This window comes from Palleronia marisminoris (assembly GCF_900172315.1).
Classification (GTDB): Bacteria; Pseudomonadota; Alphaproteobacteria; order Rhodobacterales; family Rhodobacteraceae; genus Palleronia; species Palleronia marisminoris.
Window position 1 is genome coordinate 156,016 of the sequence record NZ_FWFV01000008.1, and the last position, 18,034, is coordinate 174,049.

Annotated in this window: 21 protein-coding genes; 14 read left to right on the forward strand and 7 right to left on the reverse strand. The window is 67.8% G+C overall.

Going from position 1 to position 18,034, the window contains the following annotated elements; all coding sequences use genetic code 11:
- The first annotated feature begins 40 nt into the window (after positions 1-40).
- From PAM7066_RS19370 to PAM7066_RS14050, 5 genes are read left to right on the forward strand one after another with little or no spacing between them, the layout of a single operon-like run.
- Positions 41-1,003: an SPOR domain-containing protein gene (locus PAM7066_RS19370; RefSeq protein WP_245749690.1), complete on the forward strand. Its 963-nt coding sequence runs from the start codon at positions 41-43 to the stop codon at positions 1,001-1,003.
- Positions 1,000-1,992 carry a glycoside hydrolase family 3 N-terminal domain-containing protein gene (locus PAM7066_RS14035; protein ID WP_245749691.1) on the forward strand — a complete coding sequence of 331 codons (993 nt, stop codon included), beginning with the start codon at positions 1,000-1,002 and terminating at the stop codon, positions 1,990-1,992. Before PAM7066_RS19370 ends, PAM7066_RS14035 begins: the two co-directional genes overlap by 4 nt.
- Positions 1,985-2,764 (forward strand): segregation and condensation protein A, encoded by a 780-nt coding sequence (locus PAM7066_RS14040; RefSeq protein ID WP_085854856.1) that lies wholly within the window; start codon positions 1,985-1,987, stop codon positions 2,762-2,764. Before PAM7066_RS14035 ends, PAM7066_RS14040 begins: the two co-directional genes overlap by 8 nt.
- Positions 2,757-3,371 carry an SMC-Scp complex subunit ScpB gene (gene scpB, locus PAM7066_RS14045; RefSeq protein WP_085854857.1) on the forward strand — a complete coding sequence of 205 codons (615 nt, stop codon included), beginning with the start codon at positions 2,757-2,759 and terminating at the stop codon, positions 3,369-3,371. The genes PAM7066_RS14040 and scpB overlap by 8 nt, the downstream gene beginning before the upstream one ends.
- 1 nt (position 3,372) lies before the next feature.
- Positions 3,373-3,573, forward strand: coding sequence for a hypothetical protein (locus PAM7066_RS14050; protein ID WP_085854858.1), 201 nt, complete (start codon positions 3,373-3,375; stop codon positions 3,571-3,573).
- Here the strand turns inward: PAM7066_RS14050 and PAM7066_RS14055 are convergent.
- Positions 3,570-5,129, reverse strand: a complete 1,560-nt coding sequence (locus PAM7066_RS14055) for an alpha-amylase family glycosyl hydrolase (RefSeq protein WP_085854859.1) — start codon at positions 5,127-5,129, stop codon at positions 3,570-3,572. The genes PAM7066_RS14050 and PAM7066_RS14055 overlap by 4 nt on opposite strands.
- Positions 5,130-5,257: 128 nt before the next feature.
- On the opposite strand from PAM7066_RS14055, the gene PAM7066_RS14060 reads away from it, so the two are divergent.
- On the forward strand, positions 5,258-7,087 hold the full coding sequence (locus PAM7066_RS14060) for a cation:proton antiporter (protein WP_085854860.1): 1,830 nt from the start codon (positions 5,258-5,260) through the stop codon (positions 7,085-7,087).
- Here the strand turns inward: PAM7066_RS14060 and PAM7066_RS14065 are convergent.
- A complete protein-coding gene (locus PAM7066_RS14065) occupies positions 7,084-7,482 on the reverse strand; it encodes a hypothetical protein (protein WP_085854861.1) in 399 nt (132 codons plus the stop codon). The two genes, PAM7066_RS14060 and PAM7066_RS14065, sit on opposite strands and share 4 nt — an antisense overlap.
- Before the next feature lie 125 nt (positions 7,483-7,607).
- On the opposite strand from PAM7066_RS14065, the gene PAM7066_RS14070 reads away from it, so the two are divergent.
- Positions 7,608-8,018, forward strand: a complete 411-nt coding sequence (locus tag PAM7066_RS14070) for a SufE family protein (protein WP_085854862.1) — start codon at positions 7,608-7,610, stop codon at positions 8,016-8,018.
- Here the strand turns inward: PAM7066_RS14070 and PAM7066_RS14075 are convergent.
- The 3 genes from PAM7066_RS14075 to PAM7066_RS14080 form a co-directional block, all read right to left on the reverse strand.
- On the reverse strand, positions 8,015-8,644 hold the full coding sequence (locus PAM7066_RS14075; RefSeq protein WP_085854863.1) for a DUF1638 domain-containing protein: 630 nt from the start codon (positions 8,642-8,644) through the stop codon (positions 8,015-8,017). The genes PAM7066_RS14070 and PAM7066_RS14075 overlap by 4 nt on opposite strands.
- Positions 8,641-8,811 carry a hypothetical protein gene (locus PAM7066_RS19005; protein ID WP_175484656.1) on the reverse strand — a complete coding sequence of 57 codons (171 nt, stop codon included), beginning with the start codon at positions 8,809-8,811 and terminating at the stop codon, positions 8,641-8,643. Before PAM7066_RS19005 ends, PAM7066_RS14075 begins: the two co-directional genes overlap by 4 nt.
- Before the next feature lie 120 nt (positions 8,812-8,931).
- Positions 8,932-9,633 (reverse strand): cobalamin B12-binding domain-containing protein, encoded by a 702-nt coding sequence (locus PAM7066_RS14080; RefSeq protein ID WP_085854864.1) that lies wholly within the window; start codon positions 9,631-9,633, stop codon positions 8,932-8,934.
- Positions 9,634-9,807: 174 nt separating this feature from the next.
- Here PAM7066_RS14080 and PAM7066_RS14085 point away from each other — a divergent pair, with 174 nt between their 5' ends.
- Positions 9,808-10,884, forward strand: a complete 1,077-nt coding sequence (locus PAM7066_RS14085) for a PA0069 family radical SAM protein (protein ID WP_085854897.1) — start codon at positions 9,808-9,810, stop codon at positions 10,882-10,884.
- Between the two features lies 1 nt (position 10,885).
- Here the strand turns inward: PAM7066_RS14085 and bmt are convergent, their stop codons facing one another.
- The gene (gene bmt, locus PAM7066_RS14090) at positions 10,886-11,893 is read right to left on the reverse strand and encodes a betaine--homocysteine S-methyltransferase (protein WP_085854865.1); all 1,008 of its coding nucleotides are present in this window, start codon (positions 11,891-11,893) and stop codon (positions 10,886-10,888) included.
- An 89-nt stretch (positions 11,894-11,982) separates the two neighbouring features.
- The gene (locus PAM7066_RS14095) at positions 11,983-12,303 is read right to left on the reverse strand and encodes an ATPase inhibitor subunit zeta (RefSeq protein WP_085854866.1); all 321 of its coding nucleotides are present in this window, start codon (positions 12,301-12,303) and stop codon (positions 11,983-11,985) included.
- 113 nt (positions 12,304-12,416) lie between these two features.
- Here PAM7066_RS14095 and purC point away from each other — a divergent pair, with 113 nt between their 5' ends.
- From purC to PAM7066_RS14125, 6 genes are all read left to right on the forward strand, one after another.
- Positions 12,417-13,181, forward strand: coding sequence for a phosphoribosylaminoimidazolesuccinocarboxamide synthase (gene purC / locus PAM7066_RS14100; RefSeq protein WP_085854867.1), 765 nt, complete (start codon positions 12,417-12,419; stop codon positions 13,179-13,181).
- A 118-nt stretch (positions 13,182-13,299) separates the two neighbouring features.
- Positions 13,300-13,527, forward strand: coding sequence for a phosphoribosylformylglycinamidine synthase subunit PurS (gene purS / locus PAM7066_RS14105; RefSeq protein ID WP_085854868.1), 228 nt, complete (start codon positions 13,300-13,302; stop codon positions 13,525-13,527).
- Positions 13,527-14,063, forward strand: coding sequence for a 5' nucleotidase, NT5C type (locus PAM7066_RS14110; RefSeq protein ID WP_085854869.1), 537 nt, complete (start codon positions 13,527-13,529; stop codon positions 14,061-14,063). The genes purS and PAM7066_RS14110 overlap by 1 nt, the downstream gene beginning before the upstream one ends.
- Positions 14,060-14,728: a phosphoribosylformylglycinamidine synthase subunit PurQ gene (gene purQ, locus PAM7066_RS14115; RefSeq protein ID WP_085854870.1), complete on the forward strand. Its 669-nt coding sequence runs from the start codon at positions 14,060-14,062 to the stop codon at positions 14,726-14,728. The genes PAM7066_RS14110 and purQ overlap by 4 nt, the downstream gene beginning before the upstream one ends.
- A 37-nt stretch (positions 14,729-14,765) precedes the next feature.
- Positions 14,766-16,520: a sensor histidine kinase gene (locus PAM7066_RS14120; protein WP_085854871.1), complete on the forward strand. Its 1,755-nt coding sequence runs from the start codon at positions 14,766-14,768 to the stop codon at positions 16,518-16,520.
- A 3-nt stretch (positions 16,521-16,523) separates the two neighbouring features.
- A complete protein-coding gene (locus PAM7066_RS14125) occupies positions 16,524-17,855 on the forward strand; it encodes a sigma-54-dependent transcriptional regulator (protein ID WP_085854872.1) in 1,332 nt (443 codons plus the stop codon).
- The last annotated feature ends 179 nt before the right edge of the window (positions 17,856-18,034 follow it).

The following is an 18,034-nucleotide window of genomic DNA, read 5'->3' on the forward strand; positions in this document are numbered from 1 at the left end:
GACGCGGTGCCCGATATGCGGTGCCGCGGCGCGAGGCAGTATGACGGATTACGTGTATGACGAGCCGGCAGAGCTCGAGCTTCCCGAGGGTCGTGGGGCCAAGGCGCAGAGGCTCGTCAATGCGGCCGGGGCCATGGTGTCGCTGGGCCTCGTCGCGGGCATGTGCGTCTGGGGCTACCAGCTCCTGGTGCGCGACGTCAGCGGCGTGCCGGTGATCGAGGCGCTGGAAGGCGCCTTCCGCGTGGCGCCCGAGGACCCAGGCGGGATGACCGCGCCGCACCAGGGCCTGCAGGTGAACGAGATTGCTGCCGTGGGTTCCGCCTCGGGTCCGGTGGACCAGGTGCGGCTGGCGCCCGGAGCGGAGCCGCTGAGTGACGAGGATCGCGCGTGGGGCGAGCTGCTCGAGACACCTGCCGAAGAGGCGGAAGACGTGCTGGTCGACGCGGGTGAGGGTGCCGTGACGACCGAGATGGCGCTGCTGGATGAGGCCGGCACGCCTTCGCCGACGATGGGGTCCAACGATGACGAGGCCGCCGCCGAGGTGATCGAGGACCGGCCGGAAGATGCCGACCCGGTGGAACTGGCCATCGCCGAGGCTCTGGCCGGGCCGGACGTGAACGAGACGGACTCGCTGCGGCCTCAACTGCGGCCCGAGGGGGTGCCGGCCATGCAGATCGCCTCGGTCGAGCCGGTCCGCGCCACGATGACCATGGCGACCTCCAATCAAGAGGTCGATCTCGCGAATCTGCCCAAGGGGACGCGGCTGGTGCAGCTTGGTGCCTTCGCGAGCCCCGAGGTGGCGCGCGGCGAATGGGACAAGCTGACCGGGCGCTTCGGCGAGTTCTTCGGAGACAAGCGGATGGTGGTGCAGGAGGCGATCTCGGGCGGGAAGACCTTCTTCCGCCTGCGGGCCGAAGGGTTCGAGGATCTGGCCGATGCGCGGCGCTTCTGCTCGGCGCTGACGGCACAACGGGCCGACTGCATCCCGGTGGAGGTGCGGTGAGACGCGCCTGCATCCTCGGCTGCGCGGGCGAGACGCTTTCCCGCAGGGAAGCAGCCTTCTTTCGCGAGGCCGATCCGTGGGGGTTCATCCTGTTCGGTCGGAACGTGCGCGACCCCGAGCAGGTGCTGGCGCTGACGGATAGCCTGCGCGAGACGGTCGGCTGGCATGCCCCGATTCTCGTCGACCAGGAGGGTGGCCGGGTCCAGCGCCTGCGCGCCCCTCACTGGCGCCGCTGGGCGCCGCCGCTCGAGCACATGTCCCGCGCCAAGGACCCGATCGGTGCGATGTGGCTTCGCGCGCGGCTGATGGCCCACGAGCTCCATGCGGTGGGGATCGACGTGAACTGCGCGCCGACCGCCGACGTCGCCCGCCCCGAAACGCACCATTTCCTTCGCAACCGCTGCTACGGCACGGATCCCGAAACGGTGACCAAGGCCGCGCGTGCCACGGCCGAGGGGCTTATGGCGGGCGGCGTCCTGCCGGTGATGAAACACATGCCCGGCCACGGGCGGGCGCAGGATGACAGCCATCATGACCTGCCGATCGTGACTGCGGGGAAGGCGGCGTTGGAAGAGGATTTCGCCCCGTTCCGCGCGCTGAACGACCTGCCCATGGGGATGACGGCGCATATTGAGTATACGGCGCTGGGGGATCGCCCGGCGACGCAGGATCCGGCCCTGATCTGGCTCATCCGGGAAGAGATCGGCTTCGACGGGCTGTTGATGACCGACGACATCTCGATGGAGGCTCTGGGTGGCACGGTGGCCGAGCGCGCCTCGCTGTCGATCGAGGCAGGGTGCGATGTGGTCCTGCATTGCAACGGCGACATGCCCGAGATGGTGGGCTGTGTGCAGGCGGCCGGTGAGCTGACCCAGGCCGCCGCGCGTCGTGCCGAAGCCGCGCTGGAGCGTCGGCACCTACCGGAACTGGCTGATCCCGAGGCGCTGGCCTTCGAGCTGAGCGAGCTGGACGGCAACCTGCATGGCTGAGGTCCAAAGCCTTTCGGCCCACGTGGCCGAGCGGGTCGCGGCCGAGGCGCTGGTGGTCGATGTGGACGGGTTCGAAGGGCCGCTGGACCTGCTGCTGACGCTGTCGCGCACTCAGAAGGTGGACCTGCGCAAGATCAGCGTGCTGGACCTGGCGCGGCAATACCTCGCCTTCGTCGAGCGCGCCAAGGAACTGCGGATCGAACTGGCGGCCGATTACCTCGTGATGGCGGCGTGGCTGGCCTTTCTGAAGTCCCGCCTGCTGCTGCCCCCCGATCCCGAGGAAGAGGGGGCCTCGGGCGAGGAACTGGCGGCGCACCTGGCGTTCCAGCTGGAGCGGCTGGAGGCGATGCGCGAGGCGGCAGCCAAGCTGATGGCGCGGGACCAGAAGGGCCGCGACTTCTTCGCGCGCGGCATCCCCGAGACGGTCGAGCGGGTGCGCCACGTCCGCTATTCCGCGACGCTGATGGAGCTGATGCAGGCCTATGCGCGGGTGCGCACAAAGGACGAATTCCGCCCCTTCGTGATGGACCGCGACCGGGTGATGACGATGGAGCAGGCGCTGGTCCGGCTGCGTGACCTGATCGGATTCGCGGGCGACTGGATCGACCTTGCCAGCTGGATGCCCGAGGGGTGGACGGTGGATCCGGTCAAGCGACGCTCGGCCACCGCAAGCCATTTCGCCGCCTCGCTGGAGCTGGTGAAGGCGGGGCGACTGGAGATCCGGCAGGGCGAGACCTTCGCCCCGATAGAGGTGCGCCGCCGCGATGGCTGAGGAACAACCGCTTTTCGACGCGCCTCCGCTGGCCGAGCAGGAGCGGATGGTCGAGGCGATCCTGTTCGCCTCTGCCGCGCCCGTGTCTGTCGCCGATCTGAACGCGCGGCTGCCCCATGGGTGCGACGCGGCGATGGCATTGGGCGCGCTGCGGGCGCGGTACGAGGGGCGGGGGGTGCATCTTGTCCGCGTGGGCGAGGAATGGGCGATGCGCACGGCGCCGGACCTTGGCTTCCTGATGAGCCGCGAGACGGTCGAGACGCGCAAGCTGTCCCGTGCCGCGATCGAGACGCTGGCGATCGTCGCCTATCACCAGCCCTGCACCCGCGCCGAGATCGAGGAGATCCGGGGCGTGGCGGTGTCGCGCGGGACGCTGGACCAGTTGCTGGAGATGGAGTGGATCCGTTTCGGCAGGCGGCGCGACACCCCGGGGCGGCCAGTCACGTTCGTCGTGACGCAGGAGTTCCTGGATCATTTCGGGCTGGAGAACGCGCGCGACCTGCCGGGGCTGAAGGATCTGCGCGCGGCGGGTCTGCTGGAGTCGCGGCCTTTGCCGGACGCGCCCGAGGCAGATGACGACCAGGACGACATGTTCGAGGACGAGTGATATGATCAACATGGTGGTGCGCATGGTCATGCGCCGACTCATCAACCGGGGCGTCAGCGCGGGGATCGACCGCGCGTTCGGCTCGGCCAAGGACCCAAGGCAGATGACCGTCGAAGAGCGTCGCCGGCACGAACAGGTGCAGGCGAACGCCCGGCGGTCGAAGAAGGCGCTGCGCGTGGTGCGCCGGTTCGGCCGCTTCTAGAGGTCGAGGATGACGCCCTCGTCGGGGCGTAGCTCGGTGATGTTGCGCAGATCGCGGTCTTGGATCGTCGACAGGCGTGCGGTGCCCCGCACGGGCAGCGGCTGGGTCGTGTCGGTGAAGTTCAGCGCGATGGCCAGCCGTTTGCCCTCGGCATCGCGCGCATAGGCGAGGACGCTGTCGTCGGCGTGAATGCGCGCGTAGCTGCCGGTGGACAGGGCAGGCTCGGCCCGGCGCAGGGCGATCAAGGCGCGTACGAAGGTCAACATCGAGTCAGGATCGTCGTCCTGCTCGGCGACCGACGGCACCGTGGACATGGGGAGGAACGGCTCGCCCGTGGTGAAGCCGCGGCCGGGGCCGTCGTCCCAGGGCAGGGGGACGCGGACCGGATCGCGGCCGATGCCGGTGCCGGGGTTGTTGATGGCCCAGGGGTCCTGCAGCATGTGGTCGGGCACCGCCTCGTTCAGCATCCCGAGCTCGTCGCCCTGCCACAGGGTGGGCGTGCCGCGCAGCGTCAGCAGCAGCATCTTGGCCACCCGCGCCTGACCGTTGCCGACGCGGGTGGCGATGCGGTCGCGGTCGTGGTTCCCCAGCACCCAGTTCGGCCAGCCGCCCGGCGGGATCAGCGCCTCGTACCAGTCGATGAAATCGGCGATGCCACGCGGGTGCCAAGGCGCATTGATGAGCTGAAAGTTGAACGGAAGCTGGAAGCCGTCGAGATCGGCGCCGTAATAGAGCATCACCTCGTCGAGGTTGCCGTAGGCCTCGCCCACCAGAAGCTTGCCGCCATGCCTTTCCGCGACGCGGCGCATGGCGCGGACATGGGGAAAGACCTCGGGCTGGTGCGAGGTGAAGGTGCGGAAGAGCGAGCGGGCCGGCCCCTCCTTCGGGTGCCAGTCGGGGTTCGTTGGGTTGTCGCGCAGCTTGGCGTCCGGGGTCAGGTGTTCGACCGCATCGACGCGGAAGCCGTCGACGCCACGCTCGTACCACGTCTCCATCGCGGCCAGCATCGCCTCTGCCACGTCGGGGTTGCGCCAGTTCAGGGCGGGCTGCTCGCGGGCGTAGATGTGCAGGTAGTACTGGCCGGTGGTGTCGTCCCAGCTCCACGCGGGGCCGCCGAACTCGCTGATCCAGTTGTTGGGCGGGCCTCCATCAGGGCCGGCGTCGCGCCAGATGTACCAGTCGCGCTTCAAGCTGTCGCGGGCGCTGCGGCTGTCCTTGAACCAGGGATGCGCGTCCGAGCTGTGGGCGGGGACGTAGTCCAGCAGGACCCTCAGGCCGAGGCGGTGCGCCTCGTCCGTCAGGCGCTCGAAATCGTCGAGCGTGCCGAAGAGCGGCTCGATCCCGGTGTAGTCCGAGATGTCGTAGCCGCCATCCTTCATCGGCGAGGGGTAGATCGGCGAGATCCAGATCGCGTCCGCCCCCAGCCGTGCCACGTGGGGCAGGCGGCTGGTGATCCCGTTCAGATCGCCCACCCCCGATCCGGTCGAATCTTGGAACGAACGAGGATAGATCTGGTAGATGATGCCGCTTTTCCACCAGGGAGCATCTTGGGTCATGGGCGGGCCTTTGCACTGAACCGACGGGTTTTGCGCTAGCAGTGCGGGGAACCAGTCGCAAGCGTGGCGCTTTTCAACCCGACGGCGGAGGATAAGGCTCCGCGATGGGATAATCTTCGGAGAGACGAATGGCAGTCGAAACGGCAGCGGGCGCCATGGACCCGGTGGCGGCAGTGGCGCTTGTCGGTGCACTGGGCGTGGGCGCCCAGTGGATCGCCTGGCAGCTTCGCCTACCGGCAATCGTTCTGATGCTCGCGGCCGGCCTTCTGGTCGGCCCGGTCTTCGGCCTGTTCGAACCTGCACGCGACATCGGGCCGTTCTACCTGCCGATGATCTCGATCGCGGTGGCGATCATCCTGTTCGAGGGCGGCCTGACGCTGAACTTCCACACGCTGCGGGATGCGGCGACGGGGGTGAAGCGGCTGGTCTTCATCGGTGCTCCGCTCGGGTGGCTCTTGTCCACGCTGGCGCTGCGCTGGGGCGCGGGCACGAGCTGGGAAAGCGCGGTCGTCTTCGGCGGCATCATGATCGTCACCGGCCCCACGGTGATCGCGCCCTTGCTGCGCACCGCCCGCCTGGCACGCCGACCCGCCGCGCTGCTGCAATGGGAGGCGATCCTGAACGATCCCGTCGGCGCGCTGGCAGCGGTACTGGCGCTGGAGGTCGTGATCGTCCTGCGCACCTCCGAGCAGCTCGGCAGCGCGTTCTTCTCGCTGGCCGTAGGGATCGCCGTGGCGACTGCGTTGGGGGTCGTGGCGGGATACCTGCTCAGCTGGGCTTTCCGGCGGGCCAAGGTGCCTGAATACATGAAAGTGCCGGTGCTGTTCGCGATGGTGCTGGCGGTCTTCGCCGTGGCGGATTCAATCCTGCACGAATCCGGGCTTCTGGCGGTGACGGTGATGGGTGTCGTGATCGCGAACGCGAACCTTGCCGCCTATGAGGAGATGCGGCGATTCAAGGAGCACGCGACGGTCCTCCTGGTCTCGGGCGTGTTCATCCTGCTGGCCGCGTCGCTGGATTTCTCGGCGCTGGCGCAGCTCACATGGCGGTCGATCTTCTTCGTGGTCGTCGTGCTGTCGGTGGTGCGCCCGGTGACGGTGTTCCTGGCGCTGGCGTTCACCCAGCTGCCGATGCGCGAGAAGATCCTGGTCGCGACCACCGGCCCGCGGGGCGTGGTGCTGGTCGCGGTTGCCGGCCTGTTCGGCGAGCGGCTGGTAGAGCTCGGGGTGCGGGATGGCGCGCTGGTGGGGCCGCTGGCCTTCATCCTGGTGGCGGGCTCGGTGGTCGTTCACGGCTTCACGCTTGCCCCAGTGGCACGGTTCCTGAAGGTGACGGCGTCGCGGACGCCGGGCGTGATCCTCGTCGGCGGTTCATACTGGACGACGGAACTGGCCGAGCATCTGAAGGAGGCGAAGATCCCGGTCCTCATCACCGACCAGAATCGCGGCCACCTGCGGCGCCCGCGCGAGCTGGGGATCGACACGTTCTTCGGCGACGTCCTGTCCGAGGGGGCCGAACTGCGCGTGGACATGAACGGCTACAAGATCGTCGTCGCCGCCACGGACAACGACGCCTACAACACGCTCGTCGCGACGGATCTGGGGCCGGAGTTCGGGCGCGAGAACGTCTATCAGCTGGCCCGCGAGAAGGCGGCGAACGCGCGCAACGCGCTGCCCTCGTCCCTTGGGGGGCGGACCTTCGCCCAGGACGCGACCTACAACGAGCTGAACCGCCTGATGTGGAGCGGCTGGACCTTCGCCGTGACCCGCCTGACCGAGGAATACAAGCTGGACGAGTGGCGCGCGCAGCGGCCCGAGGCGCGCCTTCTGGCCTTCATCGACCCGGCCGGCGAGATCCATTTCGTCGGTGGCGAGGACGAGGTCGCCTCGGGCCCCGGCGTGCGGCTGGTGTCGATGCTGCCGCCCGAAGAGGCGAAGAAGCGCGAGGGGCGGTCCTAGAAGCGGATCGCCCGCGCGTTGCCCGCACCGGACACCGTGATCTCGCGGATACCGGCGGAATCGCGGGGGCTCAGGTAGGTCGCCACCGTGATCTCGCGCGAGCGCTCTGTCAGGACGGGCGCGGGTCCGGGGGGAGGCGTGGCCACGAAGTCGAAGGCCAGCTGGCCCGGCACGTCGGCGGCACGCGGCACCAGCGCGGCGTTCCAGTAGCCTTGCGTCGGCGCCACCGCGGTGACGATCAGCAGCCGTCCGGTGCTGTTCGGGACGAGCTCGGCGCTTTGGATCACGGCTGCGGGCGCGGTCGCGAGGGGCGTCACGGTGGTGCCTCCGCCGGTCCGTCCGCATCCGGTCACGGCCAATGTCGTTGCAAGGGCAAGCCAGGCCAGCCTTGTCATGTCGTCCCTCCGTCAGTCCCTCACGTGTCCGTTACCCGAATTTCCGGCGCAGGGAAAGTTGCGCCTTCGCTTGCGCCGGGCCGCCGGGCGTTTTACCTCGGTTGCTACCAAGATCGAGGACAGCCATGGCCACCCCCGCCTTCGAGGAGATCGCCGAGACCTTCGAGTTCCTGGACGACTGGGAGGACCGTTATCGCCACGTCATCGAGATGGGCCGCGCGATGGCCCCGCTCGAGGATGCGCTGAAGGTGCCCGCCACCAGGGTCGAAGGCTGCGCGAGCCAGGTCTGGCTGGTGCCCCGGATCGAGGACGGCCACTTCGATTTCCGCGGCGATTCTGACGCCATCATCGTCAAAGGTCTGATCGCGATCCTGCACGCACTCTACGCGGGGCGCGAGGTGGCCGAGGTTCCGGGCGTGGATGCGCAGGCCGAGCTGAAGCGGCTGGGGCTGGACGAGCACCTGTCCTCGCAGCGCTCGAACGGGGTCAGGGCGATGATCGAACGCATCCGCTCCACAGCCGCCGCGGCGACCTAGGCACTGGCCAGCGCGTCGGCGAGGTCGCCGTATCCGGTAAAGCGCCGCTCGAACGCGAGGCCAAGCGACCGGGCGGCGGCTTCGGCGCGGGCGGTAAGAGCGTCGTCATCGGTCTGGGCAAGGTAAACCAACGTCTCGTAGTTGCCGAAATACGCGTCCCGAAGTTCGGGGTGGCGGTCGAGGCCGAGCGGCTCGGTCACGAAGGCGTCGAACTGCCGGGCGAGGAAGTCGGTCAGGAAGAAGGACGTGACCTCTCCGTCCGCCTCGAACGCGGCTGTCCCGCTGAAGAACGCGTAGCAATGGGGGCCGGGTAGCCGCTCGATCCCGAACTCGGCGCAGAGCGCGTCGATCGCGCCGCCCGTGCCGCAATCGCCGTAGCCGATGAGGATCGTGTCATAGTTCGGACGGTGGCGCAGGATGGCCTTCCGCAGGGCAGGGGCGATGCGTTCGGGTCGGTTGTGCAGGATGGCCGGCAGGCAGGCGAGGTCGATGTGATCCCAGCCGTTCAGACGCGTCAGCGCCTTGATCTCTCGCGCGAGCGCTCCGCAGGCCAGCACCAGCACACGGCCGCGGCCTTGGGGCGGCAGTCCGGCGCGGGTCAGCGTGGTGTCGTCGGCGAAGGTCACCGCCTGGCGTCTCGTGCCGTGACGAACCGCAGGAGGCCCCAAGCTACCAGGGCGGGCAGGGCGAGCGCGCCCGCTGCCGTCGCTCCGAAGGACGTTGAGAGCCACACGGTCGCTCCCGCGGCCAGGATGACGAAGGCGAGGATCAGGGCGAAGACGCGATGGGGCACGATGGACTCCTTCACACGGATATGGGGCGGCCGGAGCGGCGCGAAACCTCCCGCCGCTTCATCCTGGGGAAAATACTCCGGGTCCGGGGCAGCGCCCCGGTCCGACGGCAGGCGCCGGGATCAGGCGTTGACCTGGTTGTGGCGTCGCTGGATGAACTCTTTCGCCGTTTCGACCGCTACCGCGGCGTCGCGGCAGTAGGCGTCGGCACCGATGGACCTGCCGAACTCTTCGTTCAGAGGCGCGCCGCCGACGAGAACGATATAGTCGTCGCGGATGCCCTGGGCCTTCATCGTGTCGATCACGGTCTTCATGTAGGGCATCGTCGTCGTGAGCAGCGCGGACATGCCAAGGATATCAGCCTTCTCGGCCACGAGCGCGTCGAGGTACTTTTCCACCGGATTGTTGATGCCAAGGTCCACGACCTCGAACCCGGCGCCTTCCATCATCATCCCGACCAGGTTCTTGCCGATGTCGTGGATGTCGCCCTTGACGGTGCCGATGACCATCTTGCCCATGCGCGGCGCGTCGGTTTCGACCAGGAGCGGACGCAGGACGCCCATTCCGCCCTTCATCGCGTTTGCCGCCAGAAGCACCTCGGGCACGAACAGGATGCCGTCGCGGAAGTCCCTGCCAACGATGGTCATGCCCGCCACGAGCGATTCCGTCAGGACGCGGTAGGGTGTCCAGCCTCGTTCGAGCAGGATGTTCACGCCCTCGAGGATCTCGTCCTTGAGCCCGTCATAGAGGTCGTCCATCATTTGCTCGACGAGCTCTTCGTCGCTCAACTCGGACAGGATGATGTCGTCGTCTTCGTCGGCCATGGGGTGCGCCTCGTTGTTGTTCTGCCACCTGTGCGCGGACGGCGCCACAGGTCTGACCGGATTGCGACACCACGTGACGCGTTGCCGACACGGCGTCAAATGCGGATGATGCATGATGATCGTGAACTTCACGGGGCTTTCCCGTGTTCTGCATACGTTCTATATATGCGGGCCATGACTGATATGCCGCCGCCCCGCATCCGGACCCGCGCCCGCGGCACGGACGCCAACCCCGAAACCCGCTTCGACGCCCATACGCGCGAGGCGGTGGACGATGGCTGGACGCCGGAAGAGCCGCCGCTCGCCCGGACCGAGGTCAGGGACGAGGCCGTCCGCGCGATCATCGCGCGCAACACCTCGCCCGATATCGGGTTCGACCGCTCGATCAATCCGTACCGGGGCTGCGAGCATGGCTGCATCTACTGCTTCGCGCGGCCGTCGCACGGGTATCTGGGCCTGTCGCCGGGCCTCGATTTCGAGACGAAGCTGATCGCGCGACCCGGTGCGGCGGCGGCGCTCGACAAGCAACTGCGTGCCAAAAGCTACCGCTGCGACGTGATCGCGCTGGGGACGAACACCGATCCTTACCAGCCGATCGAGCGCGAGCGGCGGATCATGCGTGGTGTCCTCGAGGTGCTGCAACGGTTCCGCCACCCGCTGACCATCGCGACCAAGGGGGCGATGGTCGAGCGCGACGTGGATATCCTGGGCGAGATGAGCGGCGCCGGCCTTGCTCGCGTCGGCATCAGCGTGACGACGCTGGACGCGGGGCTGGCGCGCACGCTGGAGCCGCGCGTGCCGTCGCCCGTGCGGCGGTTGAAGGCGATCGAGACGCTGGCGAAGGCGGGGGTCGAGGTGCGCGTGATGGTCTCGCCGGTGGTGCCTGGGCTGACGGATCACGAGATCGACGCGATCCTGTCCTCGGCCCGTGATGCCGGGGCGGTCGCCGCGTCATGGGTCATGCTGCGGTTGCCCTACGAGGTGTCGGGCCTGTTCGAGGACTGGCTCTCGCGGAACGCGCCGGGGCGGAAGGCCAAGGTCCTGGCGCGGCTGCGCGAGATGCATGGCGGGCAGCTTTATTCCGCCGACTGGGGCCACCGGATGCGGGGCGAGGGGCTTTATGCCGAGCTGACGGCCAAGCGGTTCGACCTTGCGGCGCGGCGGCTGGGGCTCGATGCCAAACTGCCGCCGCTGAGGCGCGACCTGTTCGCGGTGCCGCTGGGGGACGACCGGCAGCCGTCCCTGTTCTGACTCAGCCGCGACGGCGGCCGCGACGCTCGCGCTTGGGGGGCAGGTTGTCGCCGGTGCCGTCATTGGCCGACGAATAGCCGCCGAGCTTCGCCTCGATCTCTTCCAGCGTGGGCTTGTCGCCCTTGGGCCGGGTCTCCAGCGCCTCGCGCATTGCGCGCAGGTGGTCGGGCGTGGTGCCGCAGCAGCCGCCGATGATCCGGGCGCCGCAGTCGCGGGCGAGGGCGGCGTAGTCGGCCATCACCTCGGGCGTGCCATCGTAGTGGATGTGCCCCTCGACGAATTTCGGAATGCCGGCATTGCCCTTGGCAATCACGGGTTTGGGCGCGCCGGCCTCGGTGAAGCCCAGAACGGTGCGCAAGAGGTCCGAGGCGCCGACGCCGCAATTGGCGCCGAAGGCGACCGGGTCGAGCTTGCCCACGAGCTTGACCATGTCGGCCGAGGTGGTGCCCATCATCGTGCGCCCGGCGGTGTCGAAGGACATGGTCCCGCACCAGGGCATGCCGACGCGGGAGGCGGCCTCGGCGGCGGCGCGGTATTCCTCGGGGGCCGAGATCGTCTCGACCCAGAGCACGTCGGCACCGCCGTCCTTCAGGGCCTGGGCCTGCTCCTCGAACATCTCGACGGCGAGGTCGTGGGTCAGCGCGCCCAGCGGGTGCATGACTTCGCCAGTGGGCCCCATGGAGCCCGCGACGATCACCTTGCGGGACTGCTTGTCGGCGATCTCGCGGCCGAGTTCCGCGCCGGCGCGGTTCAACTCGGCCACGCGGTGCTGGGCCTGGTGCAGTTTCAGGCGCGAGGCGTTGCCACCGAAGGTGTTGGTCAGGAACAGGTCCGAGCCGGCCTCGACCGGGCCGCGATAGAGAGCGCGGATGTTGTCCTGCTTTTCCACGTTCCACATCTCGGGCGAGTCGCCCGAGTCGAGGCCCATGTTGAAGAGGTTGGTGCCCGTGGCGCCGTCGGCGAGGATCCAGTCGCGGCTTGCGAGCATGTCGGTCAGGGCGTCGGGCATCGGGCGTCTCCAGCTGGCAATATGCGTGCTTTGCAGATTGCGCGGGTCAGGGCAAATGAGGATCGTGCATGACGATGTGCGGCGCGCTGTCAGTCGGCCTCGACCTCGGCTTGCGCCCGCGCCTCGGCCTCGCGCGCATAGTCCTCGAGTCTCTGGGCGAGATCCTCCGGGTTCGCGCCGGTTTCATCGGCCACGGCGCGCAGGAATGCGGTCTCGCCCTCGGGGGCGAAGCCGGCCTTGAGAAGGCGGCGCACCGTGCCGGGTCCGTCGGGTATTGCGCGGTGCGACTCTCCGACCGCCCACTCGGCCAGTTGACGCTGTGCCCGGGCGCGGATCGAGAGGCGGAGGTCCGCCTCGAGCGCCCAGGGCTCGCCCAGGGCCTGGAAGCGGTCGTCTAGGATGGACGTCATCGGCAGCTCTCCTGTGTCGGTCCGTCGCGGGCGCGCGGGCGGGTGGTGCCGTTCTTGCCGCATGGCGGCGATTGCCATATAGGCGAGGCCTGACACCGCGAAAGGTTTTTCTCATGGCGCGCCGCAAGAAGATCTACGAAGGCAAGGCCAAGATACTCTACGAAGGCCCCGAGCCCGGGACCATCGTGCAGTATTTCAAGGACGATGCCACCGCGTTCAACGCCGAGAAGCGGGCGACGATCGAGGGCAAGGGCGTCCTGAACAACCGCCTGAGCGAGTTCTTCATGAAGGGCCTGGGCCAGATCGGCGTGCCGACCCACTTCATCAAGCGGCTTAACATGCGCGAACAACTCGTCCGCCAGGTCGAGATCATCCCGCTGGAAGTCATCGTGCGCAACTTCGCCGCCGGGTCGCTGTCGACGCGCCTGGGTCTGGCCGAAGGCACCGCGCTGCCGCGGCCGATCGTCGAATTCTGCCTCAAGGACGACAAGCTCGGCGATCCTTTCGTGTCGGAAGAGCACATCATGGCCTTCGGCTGGGCCGCCCAGCAGGATCTGGACGACATGGTCGCCCTTGCGCTGCGGGTGAACGACTTCATGTCCGGCGTGATGATGGCCGTCGGTATCAAGCTGGTGGACTTCAAGATCGAGATCGGCCGCGTCTGGGACAACGACTACCAGCGCCTGATCGTCGCGGACGAGATCAGCCCCGACAGCTGCCGCCTGTGGGACATGGAGACCGGCCAGAAGCTGGACAAGGACGTGTTCCGCCGCGACCTGGGCAACCTGACCGATGCCTATACCGAGGTGGCCCGGCGTCTGGGCGTTCTGCCTTCGAACGTGACGCACGCGGCGAAGAAGCCCACGCTGATCAACTGAACGGCCCGCATGGCGCGCGGTGCGCCATGCGACGGCCCTGTGGCGCCAAGCGGTTGTCGGCGTGGCCGCTTCGCGCTATTCGCGCGACGAAATACCAAGCGCCAAAGAGGTATCGGTCATGAAGGCACGGGTCCACGTGATGCTGAAGAACGGGGTGCTCGACCCGCAGGGCGAGGCCATCCGCCATGCGCTCGGCTCCATGGGGTTCGATGGCGTCGAGGGCGTGCGCCAGGGCAAGGTGATCGAGCTGGACCTGGCCGACGGCACCTCCGAAGAGCAGGTCGCCCAGATGTGCGAGCGGCTTCTCGCGAACACCGTGATCGAAAGCTACAGGATCGAGATGTGATGCGCATCGCCATCGACATGGACGAGGTCATGACCGACACGCACGCGGCCAAGTACGCGCTGTTCGCGTCGCGTGGTTGCGCGCCGTCGGACGAGGACCTCGCCGGACGCAAGCTGAGCGACCTGGCGCCCGCCGAGGTTACCGCGGCCGTCGAATGCGAGATGCACAAGGGCTTCTTCTTCGCGAACCTCCAGCCGATGGACGGCGCGGCCGAGGCCGTGGCTTCCCTGGTCGAGCGGCACGAGATCTTCGTGGCCACGGCGGCGATGGATTATCCGGCCTCGATCCCGCACAAGATCGCCTGGCTGGCGAAGCATTTCCCCTTCATCGACCCGCAGAACTACGTCTTCTGCGGCAACAAGGGCATCCTGCAGGCGGACATCCTGATCGACGACTCTCCCCGGCATTTCCCAGGCTTCTCGGGCAAGGGCGTCTGCTTCAAGGCGCTGCACAATCACGGGACGGAGGTGGCGCTGCGGCTCGATCACTGGTCGGACGCGGCAGAGCTGATCACGGAACTGGAGCGTCAGGCATGAAGGCCGCCGTCATCGTCTTTCCCGGATCGAACTGCGACCGGGACCTCGCGGGCGCCTTCAAGGCTGCCGGTCTCGAAACCACGATGGTCTGGCACAAGGACGCGACCCTGCCCGAGGGCGTGGATATCGTCGGTGTCCCGGGCGGGTTCTCCTACGGGGACTACCTGCGCTCGGGGGCGATCGCGGCGCAGTCGCCGATCTGCCGGGCGGTCGCGGACCATGCGGTGCGCGGCGGCTACGTGCTGGGCATCTGCAACGGCTTCCAGGTGCTGACCGAGATGCAGCTTCTGCCGGGTGCGCTGATGCGCAACCAGCGGATCAAGTATATCTGCCGCACCGTCCCGCTGATCGTGGGTGAGGCCGACAGCGTCTTCACCGCCGGCTACGAGGCTGGGCAACGCATCGAGATCCCCATCGCGCATCACGACGGCAACTATACCGCCGACCAGGTTACGCTGGCAAAACTGCGGGGCGAGGGGCGGGTGGCCTTCACCTATGCCGAGAACCCGAACGGGTCGCATCACGACATCGCCGGCATCGTCAGCGAGAATGGCCGCGTGCTTGGCATGATGCCGCATCCCGAACGGGCCGCTGACCCGGTGCTGGGGAATACCGACGGGCGGGCGCTGTTCGCCGGGTTGGTGGATGCGCTGGCCACTGCGTGAGGTTGTGAGCGCCGCTTCGGCGTTGTAACCAAGGCAGATGACCGAGGCCCCCGATACCCTCGCCCGACGCGAATGGCGCCGGCGCTGGCTGCTTCGCAGTGCGGTTGCGCTTGTCTTCGTCGTGGCTGTCGCCACGGTCTGGGTCAGCAACAGGTTCCTCACCGAGCGTTTCACCGAAAGCACCCGGAACCGGGCCGAGGTGCGGCTTGCGCTCTATTCCGGGAACCTGATGAGCGCGTTGCAGCGGGCCAGCGTGGTGCCGCTGCTGCTCAGCCGCGATCCGGCGCTGATCGGGGCGCTGAACAGCAGCGATTACACGCAGACGACCCAGCGCTTGATCTCGTACCTGGACGAGATCGGTGCCGCCTCGCTGATGCTCCTGGACGAGGGCGGCCGCGTGGTCGCCGCGACCGACCGCAACTTCCTGGGCGCCGCGCGGGGATCCGAAGCGTATTTCGTCAATGCGCAACGTTCGCCCGACACCGTGTTCACCACGACGCGCGCCGAAAGCGGGGCCTTCAACTTCTCGTATTCCCGCCGGGTCGAGATCGAGGGCGAGCTCATCGGCGTGATCGTCGTGGGCGTGGCGTTGCGGCAGTTCGAACAGAGCTGGGCAGGGTTCTCGGACGCGGTCATGGTGACCGACAGCGAGGGGCAGATCGTCCTCGCCACCGAAAGCCGTTGGCGCGGCCTCACCGAGGAAGAGGCGTTGGCCCGCCGCTCGGCCACCGGCGCGATCCAGCGGGCGATCCAAGCCACGGCCGATTGGTCCGTGGTGCCGGTGGACGCCTATGTCGGCGGCGAGGCGGTGATGCGCCAATCCACCCGAATCCCGTTCCAGGGCTGGCGGATGACCTCCTTCACCACCTATGCCAGCGTGCGCGAGAAGGTGAACGGGGTCCTCGCGCTCGAGATCATGGGGTTCGCGCTGCTGCTGGCCGGGGGCTCGTTCCTGGTCAGTCGCAAGGCGCTGAGCCGGGTGAGCTTCTTCCAGCGCGAAAGCCTCGAGCTGCGCCGCCTGAACGCTGCGCTGCAACGCGCCGTGGCCGAGCGGGAGCGGGCCGAGAAGCACCTGCAGGTCGCCGAGCAGACGGTCGCGCAGACCTCGAAGCTGGCCGTGCTGGGCGAGATGTCGGCCTCGGTCAGCCACGAACTGAACCAGCCGCTCGCCGCGATGAAGACGTATCTCGCCGGCGCGCGCCTTCTGGTGCAGCGCAAGCGCCACGAAGAGGCGCTCGCCTCGTTCCACCGGATCGACGACCTGATCGAGCGGATGGGTGCGATCACCCGGCAGCTCAAGTCCTATGCCCGCAAGGGCGGCACCGCGTTCGAGCCTGTGGACCTGCGCGATTGCCTGTCGGGCGCGCTGGCGCTGATGGAGCCGCAGCTGAAGACGCGGAACATCAGGATCGAGCGCACCGTCCCGCCCGAGCCGGTGCTGGTCCTGGCCGACCGCATCCGCATCGAGCAGGTGGTCGTGAACCTGCTGAAGAACGCCGTGGACGCGACCGACGAGGTCAAGAGGCCCTCGATCGAGCTTCTGCTCTCGGCGGGAGATGACGCATATCTGACCGTGCGCGACAACGGCCACGGCATTACCGACCTCGAACAGCTCTTCGAGCCGTTCTATACCACCAAGGCGCCGGGCGACGGCACCGGTCTGGGTCTTGCGATCTCGTCCGGGATCATTGCAGATCTGGGCGGCCGCCTGACGGCACGGAACAGCCCCGATGGCGGGGCCGTTTTTGAAATCGAGATGCCATTGTGGCAGAACGTAAAGGCAGCGGAGTAGTCGATGGCCCATGCCATGAAGATCGCGATCGTGGACGACGAGAAGGACATGCGGCAGTCGGTCAGCCAGTGGCTTGCCCTGTCGGGCTACGACACCGAGACATTCGCCAATGCCGAGGACGCGCTGAAGGGAATCGGGCCGGACTACGCCGGCATCGTCATCTCGGACATCAAGATGCCGGGGATGGACGGGATGGCGTTCCTCAAGCGGGTCATGTCCGTGGACAGCGCACTGCCCGTCATCATGATCACCGGCCATGGCGACGTGCCCATGGCGGTCGAGGCGATGCGTGTGGGCGCGTTCGATTTCCTGGAGAAGCCGTTCAACCCAGAGCGGATGACCGAACTGGCCAAGAAGGCCACGAACGCGCGGCGGCTGACGCTGGACAACCGCGAGCTTCGGCGCGAGCTGGGCGACCCCTCGGGCATCATGAAGAAGCTGATCGGCGCGTCCCCGGTGATGGAGCGGCTGCGCGAGGATATCCTCGACCTGGGACAGGCCGACGGCCACGTGCTGATCGACGGCGAGACCGGGACGGGCAAGACGCTGACCGCCCACGCGCTGCACGCGGTCGGCGCCAAGGCCAAGCAGAAATTCGTCCTGTTCTCCTGCGCAGGGCAGAACGAGGCGACGCTGGCCGAACGCCTGTTCGGACCGAGCGAGACGGACGTGCCGCTGATCGAGCAGGCCCGTGGCGGAACGCTGGTGGTCGAGGATATCGACGCGCTGCCCCCGTCGCTCCAGGCGCGGCTTCTGACGTGGATGAACGACCAGGGCAGCCCGGCCGAGACGCGGGTGATCGCGATCTCGAACCTCTCCGAGCAGGGCAAGACCTGCGAGGACGTGCTTCGCCCCGACCTCTATTACCGGCTCGCGGCGATGAAGATCACCCTGCCGCCGCTGCGCTCGCGCGGCGAGGACATCCTGACGCTCTTCATCCGCTTCGCCGAGCAGGCGGCCGAGGATTACGGCGGTGCGGCGCCCGAGCTTTCCGCACAGGAGGCCGCGCAGCTTCTGCAGGCGCCGTGGCCCGGCAACATCCGGCAACTCGTCAACGTGGCCGAACGTGCCGCCATGCAGAACCGGCGTGGGACGGGCACGATTTCGTCCCTGCTGATGGTCGGCGAAGACGATGGCGACCCTGGCATGACGACAGAGGGCAAGCCCCTGAAGGAGTATGTCGAGGCGTTCGAGAGGATGCTGATCGACAACACGATGCGCCGTCACAAGGGGTCAATCGTTGCCGTCATGGACGAGCTTTGCCTGCCCCGGCGCACGCTTAACGAGAAGATGGCCAAGTACGGCCTGAGCCGCTCGGACTACCTGAGCAGCTGAACGACAGACAGGGCGCTGCGGTCGCAGCGCCCTGTCTGATGCATTCGGCGCAACTTCTCATTGTCATTTCTGTGTATTCCGACGTAGTATGTCCCATCGGGACCGTGCGTTCGCCGCAAGGCAGCGTCGTTTCCGGAATGATTTCGCTGACGGCGACCCGTTTTCCGGGGCCGATCAGG

Bases quoted from the DNA above. Each gene is read 5' to 3' on its own strand.
- PAM7066_RS14050 (WP_085854858.1), top strand. From the start codon at position 3,373: ATGATCAACATGGTGGTGCGCATGGTCATGCGCCGACTCATCAACCGG.
- PAM7066_RS14070 (WP_085854862.1), top strand. From the start codon at position 7,608: ATGGCCACCCCCGCCTTCGAGGAGATCGCCGAGACCTTCGAGTTCCTG.
- PAM7066_RS14095 (WP_085854866.1), bottom strand. From the start codon at position 12,303: ATGACGTCCATCCTAGACGACCGCTTCCAGGCCCTGGGCGAGCCCTGG.
- PAM7066_RS14065 (WP_085854861.1), bottom strand. From the start codon at position 7,482: ATGACAAGGCTGGCCTGGCTTGCCCTTGCAACGACATTGGCCGTGACC.
- purS (WP_085854868.1), top strand. From the start codon at position 13,300: ATGAAGGCACGGGTCCACGTGATGCTGAAGAACGGGGTGCTCGACCCG.
- PAM7066_RS14085 (WP_085854897.1), top strand. From the start codon at position 9,808: ATGACTGATATGCCGCCGCCCCGCATCCGGACCCGCGCCCGCGGCACG.
- PAM7066_RS14120 (WP_085854871.1), top strand. From the start codon at position 14,766: ATGACCGAGGCCCCCGATACCCTCGCCCGACGCGAATGGCGCCGGCGC.
- PAM7066_RS14060 (WP_085854860.1), top strand. From the start codon at position 5,258: ATGGCAGTCGAAACGGCAGCGGGCGCCATGGACCCGGTGGCGGCAGTG.
- purC (WP_085854867.1), top strand. From the start codon at position 12,417: ATGGCGCGCCGCAAGAAGATCTACGAAGGCAAGGCCAAGATACTCTAC.
- PAM7066_RS14040 (WP_085854856.1), top strand. From the start codon at position 1,985: ATGGCTGAGGTCCAAAGCCTTTCGGCCCACGTGGCCGAGCGGGTCGCG.
- PAM7066_RS19370 (WP_245749690.1), top strand. From the start codon at position 41: ATGACGGATTACGTGTATGACGAGCCGGCAGAGCTCGAGCTTCCCGAG.
- scpB (WP_085854857.1), top strand. From the start codon at position 2,757: ATGGCTGAGGAACAACCGCTTTTCGACGCGCCTCCGCTGGCCGAGCAG.
- bmt (WP_085854865.1), bottom strand. From the start codon at position 11,893: ATGCCCGACGCCCTGACCGACATGCTCGCAAGCCGCGACTGGATCCTC.
- purQ (WP_085854870.1), top strand. From the start codon at position 14,060: ATGAAGGCCGCCGTCATCGTCTTTCCCGGATCGAACTGCGACCGGGAC.
- PAM7066_RS14125 (WP_085854872.1), top strand. From the start codon at position 16,524: ATGGCCCATGCCATGAAGATCGCGATCGTGGACGACGAGAAGGACATG.
- PAM7066_RS14055 (WP_085854859.1), bottom strand. From the start codon at position 5,129: ATGACCCAAGATGCTCCCTGGTGGAAAAGCGGCATCATCTACCAGATC.
- PAM7066_RS14080 (WP_085854864.1), bottom strand. From the start codon at position 9,633: ATGGCCGACGAAGACGACGACATCATCCTGTCCGAGTTGAGCGACGAA.
- PAM7066_RS14110 (WP_085854869.1), top strand. From the start codon at position 13,527: ATGCGCATCGCCATCGACATGGACGAGGTCATGACCGACACGCACGCG.